Here is a 23,528-nt window from a genome sequence, read left to right as displayed (position 1 = left end):
CATGCTTTGGCTTAGATTATCGGCTTGCCGGACGGGCACCCCATGAGCGGCGATGGCGCGCTCTATCGTCTGGATGCCGCGGACGGTGAATGCGTTGTCTGTCTTGCGGGCGACTGGGGTCGGGCGGAACGTCTGCCCTCGGCCGCCGGTATTCATCGGGACATGGGGCAGCCGCAGGCTGTCGTGATCGATGGCAGCGATCTGGCCAGTGGCCATCCGCGGGTTGCTGCCTTCGTTCATGCGTTGCACCACGAGCTCGATGCGGCGGGTGTGTCGGTCACCGAACGTGCATTACCGCAGAATGTGGACGCACTGGTGGCGTTGGCCAGCCCGCCGCCAGCGGCGGTACGCCAGACTCAGCGAAAGCCGCGATTCCTGGCAAGTCTCGGTGCACGGTTTCAGAACCAGGTGCGCATCAGCCAGGACGCGGCCGCGTTGGTCGGCCAGGCGCTCGCTCGTACGCCAGCCCTGGTCACCGGTCGGGCGCAGACACGCTGGCGGGATTTTGTGGATCTGGTGCGCGAGACGGGGGCCGCCTCGCTTCCTGTGGTGACGGTGGTCAACCTGCTGATCGGCGCCGTGCTTGGCTTCATCGGCGCGGTGCAGCTGGCCACCTTCGGTGCCGGCATGTATCTGGCCGACCTGGTCGGGATCGCCTCGGCACGAGAAATGGCGGCGATCATGACCGCCTTCATCATGGCGGGCCGGATCGGCGCGACGTTTGCGGCGCATCTGGCGACGATGGAGTCGAACGAGGAAATCGACGCGCTGCGCATGATCGGCGTATCGCCGTTCGAATTTCTGGCCCTGCCGCGGCTGGCTGCGCTCACGCTCATGATGCCGCTGCTGTATCTCTACGGTACGGCGCTCGCGATTGTCGGCGGTATGGTAGTGGCCCATATCGTGCTGGGGACGCCGCCGATCGCCTTCATCGAACGACTCCAGGACGCGGTGGCCTTTCGCCAGTTCGTGATCGGTCTGATCAAGTCGGTGGCCTTCGGTATCTTGATTGCGCTGACGAGCTGTTATATCGGCCTGCATGCCGGACGCAACGCCGCCGAAGTCGGACGCGCGGCCACGCGCACGGTGGTGGTCTGTATCATCGGGATCATTTCCATCGACGCGGTAGCCGCGCTGTGTACCAACGCCCTGGGGATTTGATGTCGCCGCGAATCACGGTCGGCGCCCCTGTCATCATGGGATGGGTCCGATGGCCGAGTTGAACCCCGATGCGCCGATGCCCGAGAAAGGGCTGGTCGTTCGCGGTTTGCGAATGGCGTTCGGCGATACCGTCGTCCAGCACGATCTGTCGTTTTATGTCGCGCCGGCGAATATTTTCGTCATCATGGGCGTGTCGGGCTGCGGCAAGAGTACGCTGCTGCGCCATATCATCGATCTGCAGCGCTCGGATGTCGGCGATATCTGTTTCGATGGTCAGCGCCTGATTAACGACGATCCGGCCGAGCGCGCCATGCTGCAGAGCCGGATCGGCGTATTGTTCCAGTCGACGGCGCTATGGAGCTCGATGACCGTGGGCGAGAACGTTGCACTGCCGATGCAGCTGCATACGCAGCTGCGTCCGCCGGAAATTCGCGATCAGGTCGCCTTCAAGCTGGCGCTGGTCGGTCTCGCCGGGCAGGAGTCCAAAATGCCCAGCGAGTTGTCCGGCGGCATGCAGAAGCGGGCCGGGCTGGCGCGCGCCATCGCGCTCGATCCCGATTATCTGTTTCTGGACGAGCCCAGCGCCGGGCTTGACCCGATCACTTCACAGCGATTGGACGCGTTGATCATGCGGCTGCGCGATGCGCTCGGTGTGTCGGTGATCGCGGTCAGCCACGAACTGCCCAGTATCTTCACCATCGCGGATGACAGCATCTATCTGGACAACGAATCCAAGACCGCGATCGCCCACGGCAATCCGCGCGAGCTGGTCGAGAATACGCCGGAGCCGCGCGTACGGGCCTTTCTCAAACGCGAACCGATCGACGAACCGGCGCGCGAAAGCGCCTAGCCGGATCGATAGGGGAACCGACGAATGAGCACAAGTCATGGCGAGTAATCGCAGCTACACCATCATCGGCGCCTTCCTGCTGGGGGCGATCGCGCTCGTGGCCGTGGGCATTCTCACCTTCGGCAACACCGGCTTATTCAAGCAGGAACGCCAGGCGGTGATTTTTTTCAACCAGTCGGTGCTGGGTCTGACCAACGGCTCGCGCGTGTTGTTCCGCGGCGTGCAGGTGGGGACGGTCCGCCGCGTTCAACTGCGCCTGAACCCGCACGGTGGCGCCAGGATTGCGGTGACCATCGAGATGTCGGGCAGCGACGTGGTTATGCCGAACGGACGTGCCTTGCCTGAAGACGTCACGATTCAGCAGATGGTCAAACGGGGCCTGCGGGCGCAACTCGTGGTGTATAGCTACGTCACGTCGCAGCTTGCCGTGAACCTGGACTTTGACCCGAACAATAAACCGAACTTCGTGGTGCCGCCCGGGCAGCTCGATTTGCCCGAGATTCCGGCCATTCCCTCGGAGATATCCCAGCTCAAGGATACGGTGGCCCAGATTCCGTGGAAGAAAACGCTGAATCAGGTCAATCAGACCATGACGACAATGGTCCAGCTCGCTCAGGATCTCGACAAGACCGTGAACAGCCTGCGGCCGAATCTCGATCAGACCACGAAAACCACGCAACAGACACTGGAAACGGTGCAGAAGGCGGTGGCCGCGAATAACAAGCAGTTGCAGGCCACTCTGGCCAGCGTGAAGCGGCTGAGCGATACCGCCAACGACCAGATCGCCAAGCGCAATGGCCAGATCGACAAGCTATTGAGTAACGCCGAGCAGACCAGTCAGAATCTGAATAAGATCAGCAAGAATCTCGACCAGTTGACCGATCCGGACTCCGGCACGCGCCAGGACGTACAAAGCACCGTTCGCGATCTGTCCGCCGCGGCGTCCTCGCTGCGTCGCTTTGCGGAGAAGATCGAGCGCGATCCGCATACGCTGCTTTATGGGGGATCCCGTTAGCGTCCCGGCTGCCGCTGCTACGCCCGTGACGCGTTACGCGTCGAGGCGAAATCGAAACCGGCGGCGGTTGGACGTCGATACGTCCGGTCGGGATATGTATTCGCATGCTGTAATGCATGCGCTGGCGCCGTGCCTTGATGATCCGAACTCGAGATCGATGGCCGGCGGCGGCATCAACCAATCGAAGAGGCGCCCGTGAAACCCGTTCTCCGCACGCTCGCGTTTATCGTTGTCGCCACAGTCTGGTTGGGGGGATGCAGTTCGTTGCCCCCGCTCAAGCGTGTGATGTTATCGCCACCCCAGACCGAACGCTTGGCCGCCAAGCCCAGCGATTGGCAGGTTCGTCGGGTTCAGATGCCGGAATATCTCGACAATTACGATATCCAGCTGCGAACCAACGACTACGTGCTCACCCGGCTGCCCGACGCCAAATGGGCCGAGCGTCTGCCAGTCGCGGTGACCCGCTTGCTGCAGCAGACCATTGACGAAAAGCTACAGGACAAGCGCGACAAGCACTATCAGGTGCACGTCAATGTCGACACGTTCGAGCCCCAGCCTTCAGGCCAGGTCGTGTTAGCGGCCGAGTGGCGGGTCACCGACGCCCATGATCACGTCGTTGCCCGAAACGACAGTCTGATCAAGGAGCCGCTGCCTAAAACCAGCCGCAATGCCGATACCATCGCTCGCGCCATGTCGACCGCGGTACGCGAACTGGCCATGCAGATCGTCGCCCACGCCGGTTAGTCACCGGCGCTCCGCTATGCACGGAGGCCGTCTCTAGTATTGGTAGAGTTCGGCCGGGCGCCGCATTGGCGACCGCCCATCGGTGCCTTTTAAGGCAGGAGTGACCGGCTCGCGGTACGCCGTGAGCCGCGCCCGCGATGCCGCGAACCGCCCGGAGTGACCGGCAAGGAACAAGGCAGCCAACGACTAATCGCGCGGCGGCCATCCGGTTTTTTGGGGCGCGCTCGGGAGGGCTGACCACGTCACGCGCCTGCTATCTCGTGTCTCTGCAGCCCCGGTCATATCTGAGGCCGTGCGGGCTGCGGACTCGGACGCCAAATCAACAGGCCCTCGAACAGAAACGACAAATAAAAAAGCCCGGCGGGGAAGTGCCGCCGGGCTTGGTTGTAGACGACCTGATCAAGCGATCAGAAATGCATCCCGAAGCTGAGGCTATAAAGTACGGCCCGGAAGTGGTTGGTGGAGCTCACGCTGCCAACGTCCACGGCGCCGAACGTGGGGCTGAGCGTGGGGGAATTGACTTTGATGTTGCTCACCCGCGATTTCACGTCGGCGCAGCCGACGTACTTCACGTCGAGGTTGAGAAACATATTGTTCGGCAGCTTGAAGTCGGAACCCAGCTGCCCGACACAGGCCACCGGCTTGCTCAGGTATAGCGACGGTTCGCCGTAGGCATTGAGCACCTTGTTGTTGACGTCCGTGTCATAGGTATACAAATACATCGCTCCCGCGCCGATGTACGGCTGAACCAGCGTTGTGGTCCACGGCCGATACACAATCGTGAAATTCGGCGGTAAGGCCTTGAACGTGCCCAGATTCTTTCCAAGTGGCGGCACGCCGGTCGGGATCGACCCGCCATTGGCGCCATTGAGCGCCGTCGGGGCCAGCGATTTGTCGACGGCATCGCCGCTGGTCTGGAAGTCGAGCTTGAGCGGAGGCGCCAGCTGTACTTCCACCGCCAGATGATGGCCGGTCTTGGGCAGATACAAGCCGAGGACCGCGCCCAGCGTGGTCAGGTTGCCCGCCGACGAGCCGGTATGCGCCAGGTCGCTGCCGCCCGGGCCGAACGCTTGCGCCGCTAGCCCGGTCGCGTTATCGACATGCAGATTGGAACTGCTGCCGTAATATTGAAAGCGCATTGCCCCCAGCCGGCCATAGCTGTTGTTTTCGATGTAATCCATCATCTTGCCGAAAAAGCTCTGGCTATCGGACGACTGGATCGGCGTCTGGCCGGGTTGGGGGCGGTAGTCTTGCGCCGCCGAGGCCTGAGCCCCCCAGCCCAGTACCAGCAGGGCGCCCAGCGCGAGCCCGCACCCCATACGGGCGGCCGATCTTGCGATCGGCGATTGTTGACGAGTCATCTCCCTTGCTCCTCTTATATTGTCAGTTGTAGCGACGGCCCCGCCGCGTCGGCGGGGCCGTCGGTCTCGCTAGCGTTGCGGATACGCCCGACCACCGTGGACGGCGTTGCCAACCAGCTGGTAGTGCAGGTTGCCCGGTCCGATGGTCGCTTTCGCGGGCAGCAGTCCAAGCGCGCTGGCGTTCAGGGCGAAGGTGTTCGCATTCCGAAGCGAGATCACCAGGCGGCCGTTCTGTTCGAACGTGACCGGACCCACGACATTCACCGTCAGGTCCTGCTGAGCAAGTGTGACCCCTTGGCCATCCGGCGCGTTGGCAACCAGTTGAAGGGAAGCCACGAAGCACGGCGAATAGTCGTAGCCAGTACCGTTGATGCTGCCGGTACATTCCGGGACGATATAGCCCGACTGTGTGCCTTGGTCGCCCCCGCTATTACCGGAGAGGTCCGGGAATCGCAGAATCACACGGCCGGTATTGATCGGGTCACCGTTCACAGGGACCAGATCGTTCAGCGCACCGGTAACCGCTTGGGTAACTCCGGTCAAAGCAGCGCTTACCGTATCAAACGTACCGTTGAGAACCGGGCCGATAACGGGAATATCGCCAAGTGGGGTTCCAGCGTTTGCCGCGTTCTGCAAGGGCGTCAGTACTGAACCCGTGACTGCCGGCAATGCCTCGGTTAGGCCGATACCGATACCGGTTAGGGCGCTGAAGCCGCCCGGAAGCAGCGAGACCTGAATGCACTGGTCCGGGGTCGATCCGGCAACGCTATTGCCATTGTCATCCGTGATGCTGTCGATCGCGCTGCAGTCCTGCGAGGTCTGTCGGATAGCGATCGGGCGCGTGAGGGACAGATAGGCCGGGTACAGCCCGTCATCGCGATTCGCGTTCTTGATCTGGCTGCCAGCCAGTGTCAGTTCAACCAGTGCGCGATTGCCCGGCTGCGGCCGCTCGTCGGCATCGCCGGACGTATAAGCACCGTCGCCGTTGGCATCGTCGAACTGACCGTTACCGTTGGAATCGGTAGCCGGCAGGGTGAACTGATCGGCGTAGTAGTCGGTGCTGGCATCGGTGACATCGAACGGCATGATGATGTCCGGGCCGCCGGCTACGTTGGCTGCACTGTTTGCGTTGGTCGAGCCGCTGCCACTGAGCGGGTCGGTGTTCAGCGCTTCGCCGTCGGTATCGACGATGGACGCCGAGCAAACGGAGTTTTCGGTACCGCAGATCACGATCTCGTAGCGGCTGCCCGATTCGAGGTTGTTTACCGGGGCAATCGAAAAGCCGCGAGTGGTATCGCCGTCACGGTTGGCGAAGCCGATCGCAGCCGCCGGAGTCCCGACGCATTGTCCGCTGCCATCCACCTGTTCGAGTGCGACAGTAGCGCCGTTGACCGTGTTGGCCTTGCCGCTGCCGTCGGTCAAGCAGCCGTCGGCCAGCTTGATCGAGCTCTTGGTCACGAACTTCGAGAACGAGGCGTTGACGGGCACGTTGGCCGGGCTGGTGAATACGGACAACGGATTGGTGGTGTTGTTGCCTGCATCACCCACGCATTGACCGGCTGTGTCGCCGCCGCTGGCGAAATCCCCGCCGCTGAGCGCACACGGTACCCCGGGAGTCAGCTCGCCAAGAATGGGCGGTGTCGGATGGGTGTCGACCAGCGGTTCGGTGGTGAAAGTGAGGGTTTGACCCGGGCCGATACCGGTCGGGTTATTCGTCAGCGCATTGCCGGCCGTATCCTTGATAGCCGCGCCGCTGCCCAGGGTGATCGTGTACTGGGTGTTGGGCTGCAGTGGCTGGTCCGGATTGATCACCACCGACGAACCATCGACCTGATAAGTCGCTTGCGCATTCCCTGTGCCGGATGTCAGCTGGATGCTGTTGTCGTTGACCGTGTTCGGGTCGACCGGCTCGCTGAAGACCACCGCGGGGCTGGCTTCGATCGGGAAGTTGTTGATGCCCGAGGCGGTGTCGAGCGCGCCGCCCTGATTCAGGACCTGCAAGCAGGCCTGTTCCGGCAGCGCAGTGGGGGCGGCGCCGTACTGGGCGTAAGCCGCGTCGTAGGCCGGCGTGCCGAACGTGTAGAGACAGGCACTGGGCGACTGGGCCACCAGATAAGGCGGCGTCGTGTCTTTCTGCACCGGTGTCTGGTCGCCGCCCGGCAAGGTCAGGCTAAGCTCGAAGTCGACCGTGGCGCGGTCGGTTCGGTTGACCAGAATCGGGAAAGTGCCGAGTGTATCGATCTTGAGATCGCCGTTTTGCTGCGGGATCGCAAGGCCGGCAGCCTGGATATTGAGCACGCTCTGATTGAACACGCCGTCGGCCAACGACTGAATCAGCGTGGTGGCCTGATCGGTGCTGGCTTCGATCAGCGTGCTGATGGCGAGATCGAAGCGCAGGCGCACCGCGGTCGGTTTGGTGACGTTGCTCAGGTCATTGGCCATCAGGTAGACATTCGCGTCGTTAGCGAACTGCACCTGGATCGGGCCGCTCTTGATCGGCGTGGGGACAGAACCGTCCAGGCGCAGCGTCAGCGGCGTCAGCTGGAATTTCTGTCCGGCGCGAATGGTGGCCGGCAGTACGTCGCCGAATCCCTTCATGCCCGGCTGGGCGAGCACGGTCTGCACGCCCTGGCGGGCCGGGCTGTTCATCGCCGGCTGATTATTCAGTCCAATAAGCTGGTTCGAAATGCGCACCAGGTTGATCGGGCCGCCATCCAGAATGTTGTCCGGCAGCGCGTCGACATCGTTGGACGACGGCGTCACGGTGGTGTTCTCGACCGCGAGCTTGCCGGCATCGAGAACGGTCTTGGTTTCGCTGTAGGCCTTGAGCGACTTGCCGAATTCCGACGTAACGCCGTCCGACAGCGACAGCGTGTACTTGCCCGGGGCGAGATCGTCGGTCGGATCGAAGGTCAGCTCGTGGCCGATCACGGTCAAGCGCCCGGGGATTTCATTGCCGCTGGCATTGGTGAACTTGAAGGTATCGCCGGCCACTACGCTCGATGGGTCGACCGGCTCGGAGAACACGACGTGAACCGAGTTGAACTGCGTGAACACGCTTTTGGCGTGCGTGACCGGATTCACGTCGCCGGGCGCGGTTTGCACGACCGTGAGCTGGTCGGAGGCCGCGGGGCGCCCCGGTGCCGGCCCGGTCGTGAACTGGGTGATGGTGTCGCCCTTGCTATAGGTGGTATCGGCCAGATCCTGAGTCGCCACGATGTAATACGTGGTATTGGGCTTGAGATCGGTCGAGGGCGTGATGGTCACAATGCCGGCCTGATCGCTCGAGCTGTTGCTGTCGGCGCTGATCTGAGCGGGCGTATTGCTGGCTGTCGGTGAGCCGGCTCGCAACGCGAGGGCACTGCTGGCATTGACGGACAGACCGTGTTCGAACTTGGTCACGATCTGGCTGTTGAGCACGACGTCTTGCTGGCCGTTGTACGGGTAGGCAAAGACCGATCCCGAAGCTTGCGGCGACGGGGGGACTCCGTTACTGCCCCCGTTACCGCTGCTGCAGGCCGTCATCGTCGTGGCCGCAGCTGCGAGCAATAACGACAGGCCCACGCAGCGGCCCCAACGCCCACTGCTTCGTGCCAACCCCTCGGTTACGTTCGGCCCAGGCATACCGCCGCCATGGGCAGCAGCCGGTGCCCCGGTAAGTCGCTTCTTATGCACGATATTCTCCCTGTGAAGCAGGACGTGTTCGTTTCAATGCGACACGCCGTATTTTTAGAATTCCGCGCGTTTGAGACTAGCGAACCGTCAAGAACGACGCCATAGCTCAAACCATCCGTCGGGACGAACATGCTGCGGCGACCGTATGGGCATGCTGGGCGCTTCCCCCGAAGCGCTTGTGACACGGGCTTTTGATGGTTCGAGTCTTGGGCGCGAGAGCCGAAAAAAGCTCGCTAAATCATCATTTATACCTTGGTCTTACCCTGGGTCCGAGCCTTGCTGAGGCGGCTGGGTTGCGCATTACATCACGTATCGGGTAATCCGGGTTTCTATTTTTGCTTTTCCTCGCCGAGCGGACAGCCGCTAATTGCATGAACGTCGACAACCGGCTGACGTACGGCGCATTTCAGGCCTCATTCACCGGATCAGCGGCGGCTTGTTTGGCTCGTGAGCGCATTTCTTCCGGGGCGAAATCGTCGACCCGTATCACGCTCATTTGCAGCTCGAATGCGGCGCGCAGTTGTTGTGCCTGCTCGGCGCTCAGGATCTCGCGAGCCGCGGCCTGATCGATCTGGTCGCGCGGGTGATCGGCATCGATCTCGCCACTCTTGCGCGCCTTGACCAGTGTTTTGTGTAATTCGGCCGTCTCGAGCGTGGCCTGCATGGCGCGTTCGAACAGGGCGAGTGCGCCGTCCGTCTTGGTTTGCGAGATATAACAACGCGGCGTGAGCCGGTCGCGAGCGGCGCCCGGTGTCTGCACCAGGCGCGCAATGCGTCGGCCCAGGCCGTCGCTTGGCACGCGCGCGGTACGACCGAGCGGAAAGATCAGGGCACCGGCAATCAGCGCGGCGGGGCGGTTCGGCAGGTGTCGTAGGACGCCGGCCAGCGCGGTCTCGATCTCAGCGAAGGCCTGTTCGCAGACCCAGGCCACGAACGGCAGATCCTCGGCGTGTTCGCCGTCCTCGACGAAGCGCTTGAGCGTGGCGCTTGCTATATAGAGATGCGACAGCACGTCGCCGAGCCGGCCCGACAACGATTCCCGGAATTTCAGCGTGCCGCCGAGCGTGCCCATGGCGACGTCCGAAATCAGCGCCAGATTGGCCGAGTAACGGTTCATGGCACGGTAGTAGGGCGCGAGGTTCGCGGCACGCCCGGCGCTCGAGCCCAGGCCGCCGGTGAAGCCCATCACGAACGAGCGAGCGGCCGCGGTCAGGTCGTGGCCGATATGCCGATAAAGCAGGCCGTCGAACGCATCGAGGGCGGCATCCTGGTCGCGATTGTTGGCCGCCTCGATCTCGTCGAGCACGTAGGGATGGCAGCGAATCGCGCCCTGGCCGTAAATCATCATCGACCGGGTGAGGATGTTCGCGCCCTCGACCGTGATGTTCACCGGCGCGGCCTGGAAACTGCGCGCGACCGGGTTGGACGGGCCCAGCATGACAGCCTTGCCGGCGTGCACGTCCATCGCGTCCTTGGCGACGTCCTGGGCCAGCGTGGTCACGTGATACTTGGCGATCGCCGAGGCCACCGACGGCTTCTCGCCCAGATCGACGGCGTTGGCGGTGAAGCGGCGGACCGATTCACAGGCATAGGTCTTGCCGCCGATACGCGCCAGCGCTTCCTGCACGCCCTCGAATTCGCCGATCGAGATATTGAATTGCCGACGGGTGACAGCGTAGGCGCCGGTCAGCCGCGTGTTGGCGATCGCGTCGCCGGTCGAGCCCGACGGCAACGAGATGGAACGGCCGACCGACAGGCACTCCATCAGCATGCGCCAGCCTTCGCCGATCATCTCGCGCCCGCCGATAATGTGGTCGAGCGGCACAAAGACGTCCGTGCCCCAGGTCGGGCCATTCTGGAACGGCGCGCTGGCGGGGAAGTGTCGGCGCCCGGTATGACAGCCGGGCGTGTCGGTTGGGATCAGCGCGCAGGTCACGCCCAGTTCGGTCTCCCCGCCCAACAGGCCGTCCGGGTCATACATTTTGAAGGCGAGCCCGAGCACGGTGGCCACCGGGGCGAGCGTGATGTAGCGCTTTTCCCAGGTCAGTTTCATGCCCAGGACGTCTTCGCCGTTCCACTCGCCACGACAGACCACGCCGCGATCGGGAATCGCGCCGGCATCGGAGCCGGCGAACGGGCTGGTCAGCCCGAAACAGGGAATTTCCTCACCGACGGCCAGCCTTGGCAGATAATGATCGCGCTGCGCATCGGTGCCGTAGTGCATGAGCAGTTCGGCCGGGCCGAGCGAGTTGGGTACGGCCACGATCGGGCCGACGGTGCCGCCGGCCGGGCCGGAGCCCACCTTGGCGAGCACGCAGGAATGCGCATAGGCCGAGAACTCCAGCCCGCCGTAGCGCTTGGGGATGATCATGCCCCAGAACTTGTTGTCCTTGATGTATTGCCAGGCCTCGGCCGGCAGGTCGGCGTCCTCATGAGTGATCTGCCACTCGTCGCACATATCGAGCAGCGTCTGCACGGGGCCGTCCAGAAACGCCTGTTCTTCGGTCGACAGGCGGGCCGGGGGCAGCTCCTCGAGGCGCCGCCAGTTGGGCATGCCCGAGAACAGTTCGCCTTCCCACCAGACCGTGCCGGCATCCAGCGCGGTGCGTTCGGTGGGCGACAACGTCGGCAGCACCTGTCGGAACAGGCGCAGCGCGGGTTTGGTCAGATAAGGCTTGCGGACAGCGGGGATGTTCAGCGCCCCGAACACCACGAGGAACAATAACCACAACACGAACGCCACGGGGGCGTTGGTGCTGGTGAGCGTGCAGATAGCCAGCACGACACCGATGGCGATAGTCGTGGTCACCAGGCTCGCTCTGACATAGGCCAGCGCCATGAAGGCAACGATAAAAACGACGATCCAGAGCAACGCGATCATGTACGGGCCCCTGTGCCGGTTAACGGCGTGCGAAAAGCATTATTTTCGAGCATAGGCACGCCGCGGCAGGCGGTGCAAATCAGCGATCGGCATCGAGGCGGCGAACAAACGAGCGTAGTTCGGCGGCCACGGCCGGCGCGTCCTGGAGATGGAGCATGTGCCCGCAGCCGGCCAGCGTGCGATGCCCGATCCGGGCGAAACAGGCCCGACGAGCGGCCAGGGTCTCGGCCGACACGAACGATGTCGCCGGCGAGCGGCCGCCGTCGATGCAGAGTACGGGACAGCGCACTTCACGCCAGAGCGCAGCCGCTTCGTCGGCCCGAAAACCGTAGGGCATGCGACGCCGGTGGGCCGGGTCGGCGCGTAACTGCCAGCGCCCGTCGGCTATCGGCCGCAGCCATGATTCGGCCAGATAATATCGCGTGGCTGCATCGAGCTCGGGGTAGCGGCGGGCCAGCCGCCCGGCGAATGCGTCGATGCTGTCGTAGACGCGTTCGGCTGCCGCGGCGCCGTGGGCCAGCGTGTCGAGCCAGTCGCGATAGCGGGCCGGCGCGTCGGCAGCGTCGCTATCCGGCACGTTGAGACTGTCCAACGTGACCAGTCCGGCCACGCGATCCGGCCGGGCGCCGGCATAAAGACTGGCGACCTGGCCCCCCATGCTGTGGCCGACCAGTACGGCGGGTTCGGTGACGCCCAGCGTATCGAGTAGCGCCTCGAGATCGGCGAGATAGTTCGGGAACCAGTAAGCACCGGGGGTGGCGTCGCTGTCGCCGTGGCCGCGCCAGTCGGGGGCGATCACATCATGTTCGAGTGGCGCGTCCGCTTCCAGCGCGGCCAGTAACGGCGCGAACCCGGCCGAGTTGTCCATGAGGCCGTGCAGCAGCACGAGCGGCCGACCGTCTCGGGGGCCGAACCGCCGAAAAGCCTGAACGCGGTCATCGATGACCCGGCGTTCGAGTGACGCAAGAAAGCCGTCGTGCACGGCCGGCCCGGACCGCCTCGAAGCCACGGCGTCAGTATTGGGCATGGCCGGCGCGATCCACGATGTCGTGAATGAAGGCCAGTTTCTGGCTGGCCGCCACATTGAGCGCGAACGGATAGGCATCGGGTAGGCCCATGCTCCGATTCACGGCGTTGACCGCGATGGTCAACTGGGTCCATTGATAGGTCAGCGTGTCGAAATCGGTGGCGTCGCGTTGCCAGGGGCGGGGCTTGACCAGGTCGTGGTTGGCCGCGGTTTCCAGCGTATCGCGCATGTGCAGATAATGCGCCCAGCATTCGGCCCAATCTTCCCAAGGATGGGCCGAGGCATAGCGGCTGATGTAATGCTCGCTCCAGTCCGGTGGCGGGCCTTGTTCATAGTGTCGCGTGAGCGCCGCGCCGTAATCGCTGCGCTCGTCGCCGAAAAGGCGCCGGAATCCAGCGAGATAGGGGCCGTCTTCGATCAGCTGCATCCAGTAATAGTGGCCGATTTCGTGACGGAAATGGCCGAGCAGCGTGCGATAGTGCTCGCCCATCTGTTCGCGCATGCGGGCACGGGCGACGTCGTCGGCTTCGGCGATATTGAGCGTGATCAGGCCGTTGGCATGGCCCGTGGTTACCGGCTCGTGGCCGGGCAGAGGATCGGTGAATTCCGAGGCCGCGTCCGCATCCGCCAGAAAATCGAATACGAGCCCTCGCTCCGGGTCGGCTTCCCGGCCGATGATCGGCAGCTTCAGTGCCGTCAGCGAATACAGCAGGTGGCGTTTGGCTGCCTCGATTCGACGCCATAGCTCCAGGTGGCGTTCCACGCCGAGGTCGGGAATGGTCCGTGTCAGCCGGCATGACACACACAGGGCATGCGGATCGTCTGCCGGCACCAGCCAGTTACAGGCATCGTAGATCGCGGTGTTCTCGCATAGCTTGTATTCGCGCCCGGCGATCTGGCCCGCGGCCGGGACCTGCCAGCGACCGTGTCCGATCGGTTCGATGGCGGTCATCAGCGCCGCGCGCGGTACATAGCCGACGCTGCGCCCGCATTGCAGGCACATGTTGTTCTGGAAATACAAGATGTTGCCGCACTGGCAGAAAAAATCACGCATGTGCTGGACCGATCATCCGCGGGCACCGTCGAAGTAGCGATCGGCAATGGCCTGGGACAGGTCGGCGATCTCGATCTGAATGCGATCGAGCAGATGCGATAGCCGCTCGCCCGAGAGTTGCCCGGCGTCCACGCCGTTGACGGTGCGCTGGGCCCGCGCGAGCTGGGTCTGGACCGGGCCGGGGCGCGGCAGGCGCGCCAGCTTGTCGCCGGCCGTGCGCAGACAGAACCAGGCCGAGCCGGGGAAGGCTGGGTCGGTAAGCAGGAAGCGGACCACCGAAGGCCCGCTGACCCGCGTGCGCACGTGCCGCCGATACATCTGGAACGCCGACAACGATTTGAGCACGCTGATCCACTGGGCGTTCCGATACGGGGATAAGGTCTCCGGCGTGCTGGGGAGCAGATCGGCGGTACGTACATCCAGTACGCGGGTCGTCATGTCGGCGCGTTCGATGGCAAGCCCGAGCGTGAGCATGTCGTAGGCCGCGTCGCGGCTCATGCCGGCATCGATATGGCCGTCGGCGGTGCGCGCCGTGCGGATGATGCGATCCATCACATGACTGCGCGTGACGCGACGGGCGACGTCGGGGGCTTCGGCCATGAACAGATGCAGCTCGTTGATTTCTTCCCAGAGTTCGCGCGGGACGTGATCGCGGGCGCTGCGCAGGTTCTCGCGCGCGGCGACCAGCGAGGCCGCGATCGACCCCGGGTGTTCGCGGTCGGTGGCCAGATAACGCATCACGCGCGTTTCGTCGGCCACGTCATGACGCGCGTCGAAACCCGCTTCCGCGCCCATGATCTCGACCAGCGTATGCCAGTCGAAATCGCGGCCGTCGGGCAGGTCGAACAACAGCAGGCTGGTCGCGTTGATCAGGCGCGCACTGGCCTCGGCGCGCTCGATATAGCGCCCGGCCCAGAACAGGTTGTCGGCAATGCGGGACAGCATGATCAGGCGCTCCCATTCGGCTGGGTATCGTCGATGATCCAGGTGTCCTTGCTACCGCCGCCCTGTGAACTGTTGACCACGAGCGAGCCTTCGCGCAGCGCCACCCGAGTGAGCCCGCCCATGGTGACGTAGGCCGGGGCCTCCGGGCGCGACACGATGAATGGTCGCAGGTCGACGTGGCGCGGGGCGAAGCCGGTATCGACCAGGGTCGGTGCGGTCGACAACGCCAGTGTCGGCTGGGCGATGTAATTGCGCGGGTTGGCACGGATCAATTCGGCGAAGTGCTCGCGTTCCTCGCCACTCGAGCGTGGCCCGATGAGCATGCCGTAGCCGCCGGACTCGTTGGCCGGCTTGACCACCAGCGAGTCCAGGTTCGCCAGTACATGTTCGCGCTCGTCGTCCTTCATGCATAGCCAGGTCGGTACGTTGTCGAGCGTTGGTTCCTCGCCGAGGTAGTAGCGAATGAATTCGGGCACGAACGCATACACCACCTTGTCGTCGGCCACTCCGGCTCCGGGGGCATTGGCGAGGGCGACGTTCCCGGCGCGCCAGGCCCGCATCAGCCCCGGTGTGCCAAGCATGGAATCGGCCCGGAATACGTCCGGATCGAGAAAGAGATCGTCGACCCGGCGATAGATCACATCGATACGCTGTGGCCCGTAGATGGTCCGGGCATACACGCAATCGTCGTCGTCGACAAAAAGGTCCGTGCCCTGGACCAGTTCGGCGCCCATCTGGCCGGCCAGCCAGACGTGCTCGAAGAAGGCCGAGTTGTAGACGCCCGGCGTGAGCACGGCCACGTTCGGCGTGATATCCGGCCGCGGTGAGAGTGCGGCCAGCGCGTCGAGCAGCTCCGATGGGTAATCGTCGACCGGGCCGATCACGTGGGCCTCGAACAGTTCCGGGAATACCCGCTTGGACACGAGCCGGTTTTCGACCATGTAGGACACACCGGAGGGCACGCGCAGGTTGTCTTCGAGGACATAGAAACGGCCCTCGCCGTCACGTACCAGATCCGAGCCGCAGATATGCGCCCAGATGTCGCCCGGCGGGCGCATGCCCACGCATTCCGGGCGGAAGTTCACCGATTGCGCCAGAACCTCGGCCGGGAACACGCCGTCCGCGATGATGCGCTGTTCGGCATAGATGTCGGCGATGAACGCATTGAGCGCGGCGACCCGCTGGGCCAGGCCGCGGGCCACCGGCTGCCATTCGCTGGCCGGAATCACCCGCGGCAGAATATCGAACGGCCAGGCGCGGTCGATCATGCCGGCATCCGAATAAACCGTGAAGGTGATGCCCATGGACTTGATCGCCAGATCCGCGGCGGCGCGGCGCTCGGCGAGCTCGTCGGCTCCGAGTGCGCCGATGCGCCCGACCAGCGCGGCGGTGGCCGGGCGAGGACGACCCAGCTCGTCGATCATCTCATCGAAAAAACCAGGGCTTTGATAGCCCCGCCAGGCGTCGCCGGACATGGCCGTTCGGAAGCAGGAACGATGCTCTATCTATACGCGATCGCGGGACAAAATGCAGGTCGTTTGGCGGGGCGATTTTCACTGCGATAGGCCCTGGATCAGCGTGCTAGACTCGCCGCTTTAGCCAATACGACTCGGGCATGGCGCAAACCAAAACCACCGCGGATTCTGGCGTTGTCTTCAAGGGACGGATGATGACGCTCTCCGTCCTCGAGATCCGTGAGGCCGATTGCGATCGGATTGCGGCCCTGGTGGACGAACAACTGGCGCGTGCGCCGGGTTTTTTTACCCGCCTGCCCGTGCTGTTGTCGCTACCGGAGGTGTTGCCGGATCTCAAGCGTGTCGCTGACATCATGGCCGCGGCCGATCTGGTGTTGGTCGGCGTGCTCGATCCGTCGGACGCGGCCGCCGAGGCAGCGCGTGACGCGGGGTTGGGCGTAATCACGTCGCCGGCCCGTTCGGCGAGCGCGCCAGAGCCGGAGCGTAAGAAAGTCGCCGAGGCGCCGGTCGAACCACGCCAGTCGAGCGCGTCCACGCCGCCCGAGCCCGAAGCGCCGGCGCGAAGCCCGACGCGCTTGATCACCAAGCCGATCCGGTCCGGTCAGCAGATCTATGCCCGTGGCGGCGATCTGGTGATCGCGACCTCGGTGTCGGAAGGTGCGGAAGTGCTGGCCGACGGTCATATTCATGTCTACGGCGCGCTGCGCGGTCGGGCATTGGCCGGGGCATCTGGCGATACCGAAGCCCGCATCTACTGCAAGCGCTTCGAACCGGATCTGGTCGCGATCGCCGGCTGTTACAAGGTCGCCGATGCGATGGACGAGGGGGTGCGATCCAAGCCGGTCCAGGTCCGGCTGGACAACGACAATTTGCTGATCGAACTTCAGGAGTAATCAGTGGCCAAGATCATCGTAGTCACGTCGGGCAAGGGCGGGGTCGGCAAGACCACCACCTCGGCGTCGTTCGCCGCCGGCCTTGCCATGCGGGGGCACAAGACGGTCGTGATCGACTTCGACGTCGGCCTGCGCAACCTCGACCTCATCATGGGATGCGAGCGCCGCGTGGTTTTCGACTTCGTCAACGTCATCAACGGCGAAGCCAACCTCAAGCAGGCGCTGATCCGAGACAAGCGGATCGATAATCTCTCGATTCTCGCCGCCTCCCAGACGCGTGACAAGGATGCGCTGAGCGAGGAAGGTGTCGAGCGCACGCTCAACAAGTTGTCCGAGGAATTCGACTACATCGTCTGCGATTCGCCGGCCGGCATCGAGAAAGGCGCGTTGATGGCGATGTATTTCGCCGACGAGGCGCTGGTGGTGACCAATCCCGAAGTCTCCTCGGTGCGAGATTCCGATCGCGTGCTGGGTATGTTGTCTTCCAAGACCAAGCGCTCGATCGAAGGCCGCGAACCGGTCAAGGAGCATCTGGTGGTCACGCGCTACGCGCCGAATCGCGTGGGCAAGGGCGAAATGCTGTCGCTGGACGATATCGGCGATATCCTGGCGATTCCGCTGCTGGGCGTGGTGCCGGAGTCCGAGACCGTGCTCAATGCCTCCAACTCCGGCATGCCGGTGGTGCTGGAAAACAACGCCGATGCCGGCGGTGCGTACATGGATATGGTCGCGCGTTTTCTGGGTGAGGACCGGCCGCTGCGGTTCACGCAGGCCAAGAAAGGCTTCTTCGACCGACTGATGGGGAGATAAACCATGGGTTGGCTAGACGTTTTCCGTTCTAACGAGAAGAAGGGCTCGGCCAGAATGGCCAAGGAGCGCCTACAAGTCGTGGTCGCCCATCGGCGCACCGGGCGCGGGGATCAGCCGGCCTATTTTCCGCAGCTGCAGCAGGATCTGCTGGCCGTGTTGCGCAAGTATGTCGAGGTTGGCGAAGACGCCGTGCAGATGGAAATCGAGCGCGAGGGCGATCTGGAAGTGCTCGAACTCAATATCACGCTGCCCGAAGCTAAACATTGATCAATGGCACGATTGCAGATACACATGGTAGGACAATAATGATCTGACCCCGAGGAGCCGCCATGACCGATCGAGAACAAGTCTTCGACTATGTGATCGTTGGCGGCGGCTCCGCGGGATGTGTACTGGCCAATCGGCTCTCCGCCGACGAAAACGTGTCGGTCGCGCTGCTGGAAGCCGGACCGCGCGACTGGAACCCCCTCATTCATATCCCGATCGGCATCATCGGCCTGATGTGGTCGAAGATGTTCAATTGGGCCTATTACACGGCGCCGCAGACGCGCCTGGCCAATCGCCGCCTGTTCTGGCCGCGCGGCAAGACGCTGGGCGGCTCCAGCGCGGTCAATGCCATGTGCTATACGCGCGGCAATGCGGCCGACTACGACCGCTGGGCGGCCGATGGCAACGAGGGCTGGGGCTACCGCGACATGCTGGCCTATTTCCGCAAGTCGGAAGGGTTCGAGGGCGGAGCGAACGAATACCACGGCGATGCCGGCGGCTATCGTGTCAGCCGTGGCCGGCACAATAATCCGCTCAACGAAAAATTCATTGCCGCGGCCGAGGCCTGCGGTTATCCGCGCAATGACGATTTCGGCGGCGCGACGGATGTCGGTGTCGGGCTTTATAACGTGGCCCAGAACAACGGTCGCCGTTGTTCCAACGCCGATGCCTTTTTGCACCCGATCGCTCATCGCAAGAACCTGACGGTGATCACCCGCGCCCGCGCGAGCCGTGTGACCTTTGAAGGCCGGCGCGCCACGGGCGTGGTGTATCGCAAAGGCCGGTTCGGGGGCGAGCGGACGATCCGGGCAAGCCGCGAGGTCTTGCTCTGCGGCGGCGCCATCAACACGCCCCAGCTGCTGTTGTTATCCGGCGTCGGCCCGCGCGACCAGATCGAGCCGCACGGCATCAAGCTGCACCACGAGTTGCCGGGGGTCGGACGCAACCTGCAGGATCATCTCGATATCAGCGTGATCGACCGCGAGAAGACCACGCTCAGCCTGCGCCTCAGTGCAAAGTTCGTTTTCCTGGAAGCCCCGGTCGCGCTCTGGGATTATCTGCGCCATGGTCGCGGCTGGCTCACCAGCAACGTGGCCGAGTCGGGCGGCTTCATCAGCAGCACCAACGATCCAAAGCTGGGCGATCTGCAGCTGCATTTCATCCCGACCATCGAGCAGGACCATGGCCATCAGCTCTGGAACACAATCCGTTATCACGGCTATACGTTGCGCATCTGCGATCTGCGGCCGAAGTCGCGCGGGCATATCGGGCTGACCAGCGCCGACCCGCGTGCCGATCCGTATATCGACCCGAACTATCTCGATGACCCGAACGATCTCGCCCAGCTGGTCAAGGCGGTGAAAATCGGCCGCCGGATCATGCGCAGCCCGCCGCTGGCCGCGCATCGCGACGGCGAGCTGGAGCCGGGCGACGCGATCGAAGACGACGCCGCGATCGAGAACTATGTCCGGCGCCGAGCGGAGACGATCTATCACCCGGTGGGCACCTGCAAGATGGGCCAGGGCGACGATGCGGTGGTGGACGAACGGCTACGGGTGCACGGGCTCGAGGCCCTGCGCGTGGTCGATGCCTCGATCATGCCGACGATCGTCGGCGGCAACACCAACGCGCCGACCACCGCCATCGCCGAGAAAGCGGCCGACATGATCATCGCCGACCGGCACTGACAACGGCGGGACGCTCAGTCCGGCGCCGCATTGCTGGTCGCCCGGGTCTGTGCGCTCTCGATGAAGGCCGCGAGACAGGGATTATCGTCGCCGCGGCGCCAGTACAACCCTTGTTCGATCGGCGGTGACTGATCGATCGCAGCGAATACCGCGCCGTCCATGCGCAGACGCGCCAGCGAGGCCGGGACCAGCCCGACGCCCAGGCCCTCGGCCACCAGCGTGACAATGGTCTGTTGCAGGTGGGTTTCCAGGCGGATGCGCGGCACGAAGCCGTGCGCGGCACAGCAGGTGAGGACCGCATCATGCAACGCCGGGGCGGTTGTGCGCGGCAGGGTCACGAACGGCTCGTCCGCCAGCCGGGCGACATCGACGGTGGCCTGCCCGGCCAGCGGATGCGTGGCGGGCAGCACCGCGCACAGGGGCTCGCGGGCGAGCGGTCGATATTCGAGCCGGCCCGGCCGGCCGATCGGCATGCCGATGCCGATATCGATGCGTTGTTCGACCAGGGCCTGTTCGATATCACGCGGCAGAATCTCCTCGAGCCCCAGCGTGATGCGTGGATGATCGTCGCTGAATCCGCGCACCAGGCGTGGCAGCAGACTGAAGGCGGCGTACATCGCGAAGCCGAGTCGCAGCTCGCCGGCGGCGCCCGCGGCCGTCGCCCGGGCCGAGTCGCCGGCGCGCTCGAAATCCGCCAGCAGCCGCACGGCATGCGCGTAGAAGTCGGCCCCGGCCGGGGTGAGCTCGACGTGACGTGAATGTCGTGCCACAAGCTGGACCGAAAGCGTCTCTTCGAGCGCGGCGATCTGTCGCGACAACGGCGGCTGGGTGATATGCAGCCGCGCCGCGGCCCGGCCGAAGTGCAGGGTTTCGGCCAGGGCAACGAAGTAACGGAGCTGGCGGAAATCCATGATCGATGCAGAACCGGTATGGATTGAGGGTGCAAATAATATTAGACGGTATCGGCGTCGGTTCGTAGTCTCTCAACCTCGGTTTCACCCCAGCGCGAGCGCGATCGATGTCCTCGGTCACCCATGTTCTGTTACCGATCTTTGGTCTGATTCTGGCCGGCTATGTCTGTCGGCGCACGTCGCGTTTGGGCGAGACGGCCGCGGCCGAGCTCAATAAATTTGTCGTCTGGCTGTGTCTGCCCGCGCTTCTGTTTCGTGTCACCGCGACGGCCAACTGGGACGAGATCTGGCACCCGCGATTCGTTGCGGTGTGTGCGCTGGCCACCCTGGGCGTGTTTGTCGCGACGCTGGCGGTGCGCTGGCGCTCGCCGCGCCATCTGGTCGACGCGAGCATCGACGGTCTGAGCGCGGCCTATGCGAATACCGGTTACATCGGTATCCCGCTGTGCGTGCTCGTGCTCGGTAACGATGGGCTGGTGCCGGCCCTGATCGCGACTCTGATCGTGGTCTGCGTACTGTTCGCGATCGCGGTGATCTGTGTCGAGGTCGGGTTGCAGGCCGAGAAAACCCTGCATCACGCGGTGGCCAAGGTACTGCGTGCCCTCGCCAAGAACCCGCTGGTCGTCGCGCCGATTGTGGGTGCCGCTTGGGCTGTAACCGGCTGGACACTACCGCAACCGGCCGACAAGTTCCTGCATCTGCTCGGGGCGGCGACCACGCCGGGGGCGCTGGTCTCGCTCGGTGCGTTTCTGGCGGCCAAGCCGGCGGGCCGTGGCGAGGGCGCCTTCACGCTCAGTGCACTCAAGCTGGTCGTGCATCCGGTGCTGACCTGGGTATTGGCTTTTTGGGTCTTCAATCTGCCGCCGCTGTGGGCCAACGCGGCCTTGCTGCTGGCGGCGCTGCCGACCGGCACCGGGCCCTACATGCTGGCGGAGTTCTATCAGCGCGAAGCGTCGGTGGTTTCAGGCACCATTTTGTATTCGACGCTCGGCTCGCTCGCGACGCTTACGGCGTGCCTGTATCTGATCCAGCAATGACGTCACGGGGCTCGGGGCCCCGTGACGTATGCGCGGTTCAGGATGTGCTGCGCAGCTCCTTACGCAAAATCTTGCCGACGTTGGATTTGGGCAGTTCGTCGATGAACACGACCTGCTTGGGCACCTTGTAGCCGGTCAGCTCCTGGCGACAGAACTCGATAAGTTCGTCCTCGGTCAGGCTATCGTCGCGTTTGACCACGAACACTTTGACCACTTCGCCGGATTTTTCGTCCTCGACGCCCACGCAGGCGGCTTCCATCACCTTCGGATGCGAAGCCACGACGTCCTCGATCTCGTTCGGGTAGACGTTGAAGCCGGACACGAGAATCATGTCCTTTTTGCGATCGACGATATGCAGAAAGCCCTTGTCGTCGAACTGGGCGATATCGCCGGTGCGCAGGTAGCCGTCTGCAAAGAAGGTCTTGTCGTTTTCTTCCGGCTTGTTCCAGTAACCGGCCATGACCTGAGGCCCGTGTACGCAGAGCTCGCCCGGCTGACCGGGCTCGACTTCGTTGCCGGCCTCGTCGCGAATGGAAATCTCGGTCGACGGAATCGGCAGGCCGATCGAGCCGTTGTAGCGTTCCAGGTTCAACGGATTGATCGATACGGCCGGCGAAGCTTCAGTCAGGCCATAGGCTTCGATCAGCGGTATGCCCGTGATCTTCTGCCATTTCTCGGCCACGGCCTTCTGTACGGCCGCGCCACCGCCGAGCGTGATCTTGAGGCGCGAGAAATCGAGTTTGGCGAAATCGTCGTTGCTGACCAGTGCGTTGAACAGCGTGTTGACGCCGGTGAAGGCGGTCGGCTTGTGTTTGCCGAATTCTTTAACCAGGGCCGGAATATCGCGCGGATTGGTGATCAGCACGTTCTTGCCGCCCTGCTGTAGGAAGACCAGGCAGTTCGCCATCAGCGCGAACACGTGATACAGCGGCAGCGGCGTGATGATGATCTCGCGGCCTTTTTCGGTCCACGGATCGAGCCAGGCCTGGGCCTGCTCGATGTTGGCGACCATGTTGCGGTGCGTGAGGATAGCGCCCTTGGCCAGGCCGGTCGTCCCGCCGGTGTATTGCAGGAAGGCGATATCGTTGGGTTCGACCGTTACCGGTTTCATCGACTGCTTGGCGCCGTCGGACAGCGCCGTGTTCAGCGATATGGCGCCCGGCAGTTTGAACGCCGGCACCATGCGTTTGACGTGCTTGACCGCGAAATTGACGATCGTGCGCTTGATCGTCGGCAGACAGTCGCCGATCTGGGTGGTGATCACCGTTTCCAGCGGCACCTTGTCGATGACTTTTTCCAGCGTCGCGGCGAAATTTTCGACGATCACGATGGCCCGGGCGCCTGCGTCCGACAACTGGTGCTCGAGTTCGCGCGCCGTGTACAACGGGTTGACGTTGACCGCCACCATGCCGGCCCGGAGGATGCCGAACAGCACGATCGGATATTGCAGCAGGTTGGGCATCATGATCGCGACGCGATCGCCCTTGGCGAAGCCGAGTTCGTCCTGCAGATAGGCAGCGAAGTGCCGGGATTTGGCCTCGAGCTCCCGATAGCTCATTTCGACGTCCATGTTCGAGAACGCGGGCGTGTCACCGAATTCGCGACAGCTGTCCTCGATGACGTCGACGAGTGTGCGTTTGTCGTCGAGCTGGATTTCGGCGGGGACCCCGTCCGGATATTGCTCTAGCCAGGTTTTAGTCACGGCCTCTCCTCTGACAACCGTTGTCGTTGGCG

18 protein-coding genes are annotated in these 23,528 nt (G+C 63.7%); 9 read left to right on the top strand and 9 right to left on the bottom strand.

All coding sequences use genetic code 11. The features are described from left to right. Positions 1-42 precede the first annotated feature (42 nt). The 4 genes from C41B8_RS19210 (at position 43) to C41B8_RS00420 (ending at position 3,770) form a co-directional block, all read left to right on the top strand. On the top strand, positions 43-1,161 hold the full coding sequence (locus tag C41B8_RS19210) for an MlaE family ABC transporter permease (protein ID WP_051882568.1): 1,119 nt from the start codon (positions 43-45) through the stop codon (positions 1,159-1,161). A gap of 49 nt (positions 1,162-1,210) precedes the next feature. Then, the gene (locus C41B8_RS00430) at positions 1,211-2,011 is read left to right on the top strand and encodes an ABC transporter ATP-binding protein (RefSeq protein ID WP_051882688.1); all 801 of its coding nucleotides are present in this window, start codon (positions 1,211-1,213) and stop codon (positions 2,009-2,011) included. A 37-nt stretch (positions 2,012-2,048) separates the two neighbouring features. Then, positions 2,049-3,026 (top strand): MlaD family protein, encoded by a 978-nt coding sequence (locus tag C41B8_RS00425; protein ID WP_037332698.1) that lies wholly within the window; start codon positions 2,049-2,051, stop codon positions 3,024-3,026. A 195-nt stretch (positions 3,027-3,221) separates the two neighbouring features. Next, positions 3,222-3,770, top strand: a complete 549-nt coding sequence (locus C41B8_RS00420; RefSeq protein WP_156962359.1) for a PqiC family protein — start codon at positions 3,222-3,224, stop codon at positions 3,768-3,770. Between the two features lie 407 nt (positions 3,771-4,177). Here the strand turns inward: C41B8_RS00420 and C41B8_RS00415 are convergent, their stop codons facing one another. The 7 genes from C41B8_RS00415 to C41B8_RS00385 form a co-directional block, all read right to left on the bottom strand. After that, positions 4,178-5,131: an OmpW/AlkL family protein gene (locus tag C41B8_RS00415; RefSeq protein ID WP_084188343.1), complete on the bottom strand. Its 954-nt coding sequence runs from the start codon at positions 5,129-5,131 to the stop codon at positions 4,178-4,180. A 69-nt stretch (positions 5,132-5,200) separates the two neighbouring features. Then, positions 5,201-8,806 (bottom strand): Ig-like domain-containing domain, encoded by a 3,606-nt coding sequence (locus C41B8_RS00410; RefSeq protein WP_156962358.1) that lies wholly within the window; start codon positions 8,804-8,806, stop codon positions 5,201-5,203. Between the two features lie 406 nt (positions 8,807-9,212). Beyond that, positions 9,213-11,687, bottom strand: coding sequence for an acyl-CoA dehydrogenase (locus tag C41B8_RS00405; RefSeq protein ID WP_037332691.1), 2,475 nt, complete (start codon positions 11,685-11,687; stop codon positions 9,213-9,215). A gap of 79 nt (positions 11,688-11,766) precedes the next feature. Then, positions 11,767-12,714 (bottom strand): alpha/beta fold hydrolase, encoded by a 948-nt coding sequence (locus C41B8_RS00400; protein ID WP_198024980.1) that lies wholly within the window; start codon positions 12,712-12,714, stop codon positions 11,767-11,769. After that, entirely contained in the window at positions 12,701-13,768 is a 1,068-nt protein-coding gene (locus C41B8_RS00395; protein WP_037332688.1) for a zinc-binding metallopeptidase family protein, read from the bottom strand. Before C41B8_RS00395 ends, C41B8_RS00400 begins: the two co-directional genes overlap by 14 nt. Before the next feature lie 12 nt (positions 13,769-13,780). Beyond that, positions 13,781-14,713 carry an alpha-E domain-containing protein gene (locus C41B8_RS00390; RefSeq protein ID WP_037332687.1) on the bottom strand — a complete coding sequence of 311 codons (933 nt, stop codon included), beginning with the start codon at positions 14,711-14,713 and terminating at the stop codon, positions 13,781-13,783. 2 nt (positions 14,714-14,715) lie between these two features. Continuing rightward, on the bottom strand, positions 14,716-16,188 hold the full coding sequence (locus C41B8_RS00385; protein ID WP_037332685.1) for a circularly permuted type 2 ATP-grasp protein: 1,473 nt from the start codon (positions 16,186-16,188) through the stop codon (positions 14,716-14,718). A gap of 140 nt (positions 16,189-16,328) precedes the next feature. Between C41B8_RS00385 and minC the strand changes: the two genes are divergently transcribed. From minC to C41B8_RS00365, 4 genes are all read left to right on the top strand, one after another. After that, positions 16,329-17,081: a septum site-determining protein MinC gene (minC, locus tag C41B8_RS00380; protein WP_051882564.1), complete on the top strand. Its 753-nt coding sequence runs from the start codon at positions 16,329-16,331 to the stop codon at positions 17,079-17,081. 3 nt (positions 17,082-17,084) lie between these two features. After that, entirely contained in the window at positions 17,085-17,891 is an 807-nt protein-coding gene (gene minD / locus C41B8_RS00375; RefSeq protein WP_037332682.1) for a septum site-determining protein MinD, read from the top strand. Between the two features lie 3 nt (positions 17,892-17,894). Beyond that, positions 17,895-18,158: a cell division topological specificity factor MinE gene (gene minE, locus C41B8_RS00370; RefSeq protein WP_037332680.1), complete on the top strand. Its 264-nt coding sequence runs from the start codon at positions 17,895-17,897 to the stop codon at positions 18,156-18,158. A gap of 62 nt (positions 18,159-18,220) precedes the next feature. Beyond that, positions 18,221-19,846 (top strand): GMC family oxidoreductase, encoded by a 1,626-nt coding sequence (locus tag C41B8_RS00365; protein WP_037332674.1) that lies wholly within the window; start codon positions 18,221-18,223, stop codon positions 19,844-19,846. Between the two features lie 14 nt (positions 19,847-19,860). On the opposite strand, the gene C41B8_RS00360 is transcribed toward C41B8_RS00365, so the two are convergent. Beyond that, positions 19,861-20,757, bottom strand: coding sequence for a LysR family transcriptional regulator (locus C41B8_RS00360; protein WP_198024979.1), 897 nt, complete (start codon positions 20,755-20,757; stop codon positions 19,861-19,863). A gap of 107 nt (positions 20,758-20,864) precedes the next feature. Here C41B8_RS00360 and C41B8_RS00355 point away from each other — a divergent pair, with 107 nt between their 5' ends. After that, entirely contained in the window at positions 20,865-21,794 is a 930-nt protein-coding gene (locus C41B8_RS00355; protein WP_037332668.1) for an AEC family transporter, read from the top strand. A gap of 37 nt (positions 21,795-21,831) precedes the next feature. On the opposite strand, the gene fadD is transcribed toward C41B8_RS00355, so the two are convergent. After that, complete coding sequence (gene fadD / locus C41B8_RS00350) at positions 21,832-23,496, bottom strand: long-chain-fatty-acid--CoA ligase FadD (protein ID WP_037332665.1); 1,665 nt, start codon at positions 23,494-23,496, stop codon at positions 21,832-21,834. Positions 23,497-23,528 lie beyond the last annotated feature (32 nt).

Source organism: Salinisphaera hydrothermalis C41B8, assembly GCF_000732535.1.
Classification (GTDB): Bacteria; Pseudomonadota; Gammaproteobacteria; order Nevskiales; family Salinisphaeraceae; genus Salinisphaera; species Salinisphaera hydrothermalis.
Note: the sequence above shows the minus strand (reverse complement) of the source record. Positions and strands in the feature narration are given on the sequence as shown.

Excerpts from the sequence above, each read along its gene's own strand:
- C41B8_RS19210 (WP_051882568.1), top strand. The coding sequence starts at position 43 with ATGAGCGGCGATGGCGCGCTCTATCGTCTGGATGCCGCGGACGGTGAA.
- C41B8_RS00430 (WP_051882688.1), top strand. The coding sequence starts at position 1,211 with ATGGCCGAGTTGAACCCCGATGCGCCGATGCCCGAGAAAGGGCTGGTC.
- C41B8_RS00425 (WP_037332698.1), top strand. The coding sequence starts at position 2,049 with ATGGCGAGTAATCGCAGCTACACCATCATCGGCGCCTTCCTGCTGGGG.
- C41B8_RS00415 (WP_084188343.1), bottom strand. The coding sequence starts at position 5,131 with ATGACTCGTCAACAATCGCCGATCGCAAGATCGGCCGCCCGTATGGGG.
- C41B8_RS00405 (WP_037332691.1), bottom strand. The coding sequence starts at position 11,687 with ATGATCGCGTTGCTCTGGATCGTCGTTTTTATCGTTGCCTTCATGGCG.
- C41B8_RS00400 (WP_198024980.1), bottom strand. The coding sequence starts at position 12,714 with ATGCCCAATACTGACGCCGTGGCTTCGAGGCGGTCCGGGCCGGCCGTG.
- C41B8_RS00395 (WP_037332688.1), bottom strand. The coding sequence starts at position 13,768 with ATGCGTGATTTTTTCTGCCAGTGCGGCAACATCTTGTATTTCCAGAAC.
- C41B8_RS00390 (WP_037332687.1), bottom strand. The coding sequence starts at position 14,713 with ATGCTGTCCCGCATTGCCGACAACCTGTTCTGGGCCGGGCGCTATATC.
- C41B8_RS00385 (WP_037332685.1), bottom strand. The coding sequence starts at position 16,188 with ATGTCCGGCGACGCCTGGCGGGGCTATCAAAGCCCTGGTTTTTTCGAT.
- minC (WP_051882564.1), top strand. The coding sequence starts at position 16,329 with ATGGCGCAAACCAAAACCACCGCGGATTCTGGCGTTGTCTTCAAGGGA.
- minE (WP_037332680.1), top strand. The coding sequence starts at position 17,895 with ATGGGTTGGCTAGACGTTTTCCGTTCTAACGAGAAGAAGGGCTCGGCC.
- C41B8_RS00365 (WP_037332674.1), top strand. The coding sequence starts at position 18,221 with ATGACCGATCGAGAACAAGTCTTCGACTATGTGATCGTTGGCGGCGGC.
- C41B8_RS00360 (WP_198024979.1), bottom strand. The coding sequence starts at position 20,757 with ATGGATTTCCGCCAGCTCCGTTACTTCGTTGCCCTGGCCGAAACCCTG.
- C41B8_RS00355 (WP_037332668.1), top strand. The coding sequence starts at position 20,865 with ATGTCCTCGGTCACCCATGTTCTGTTACCGATCTTTGGTCTGATTCTG.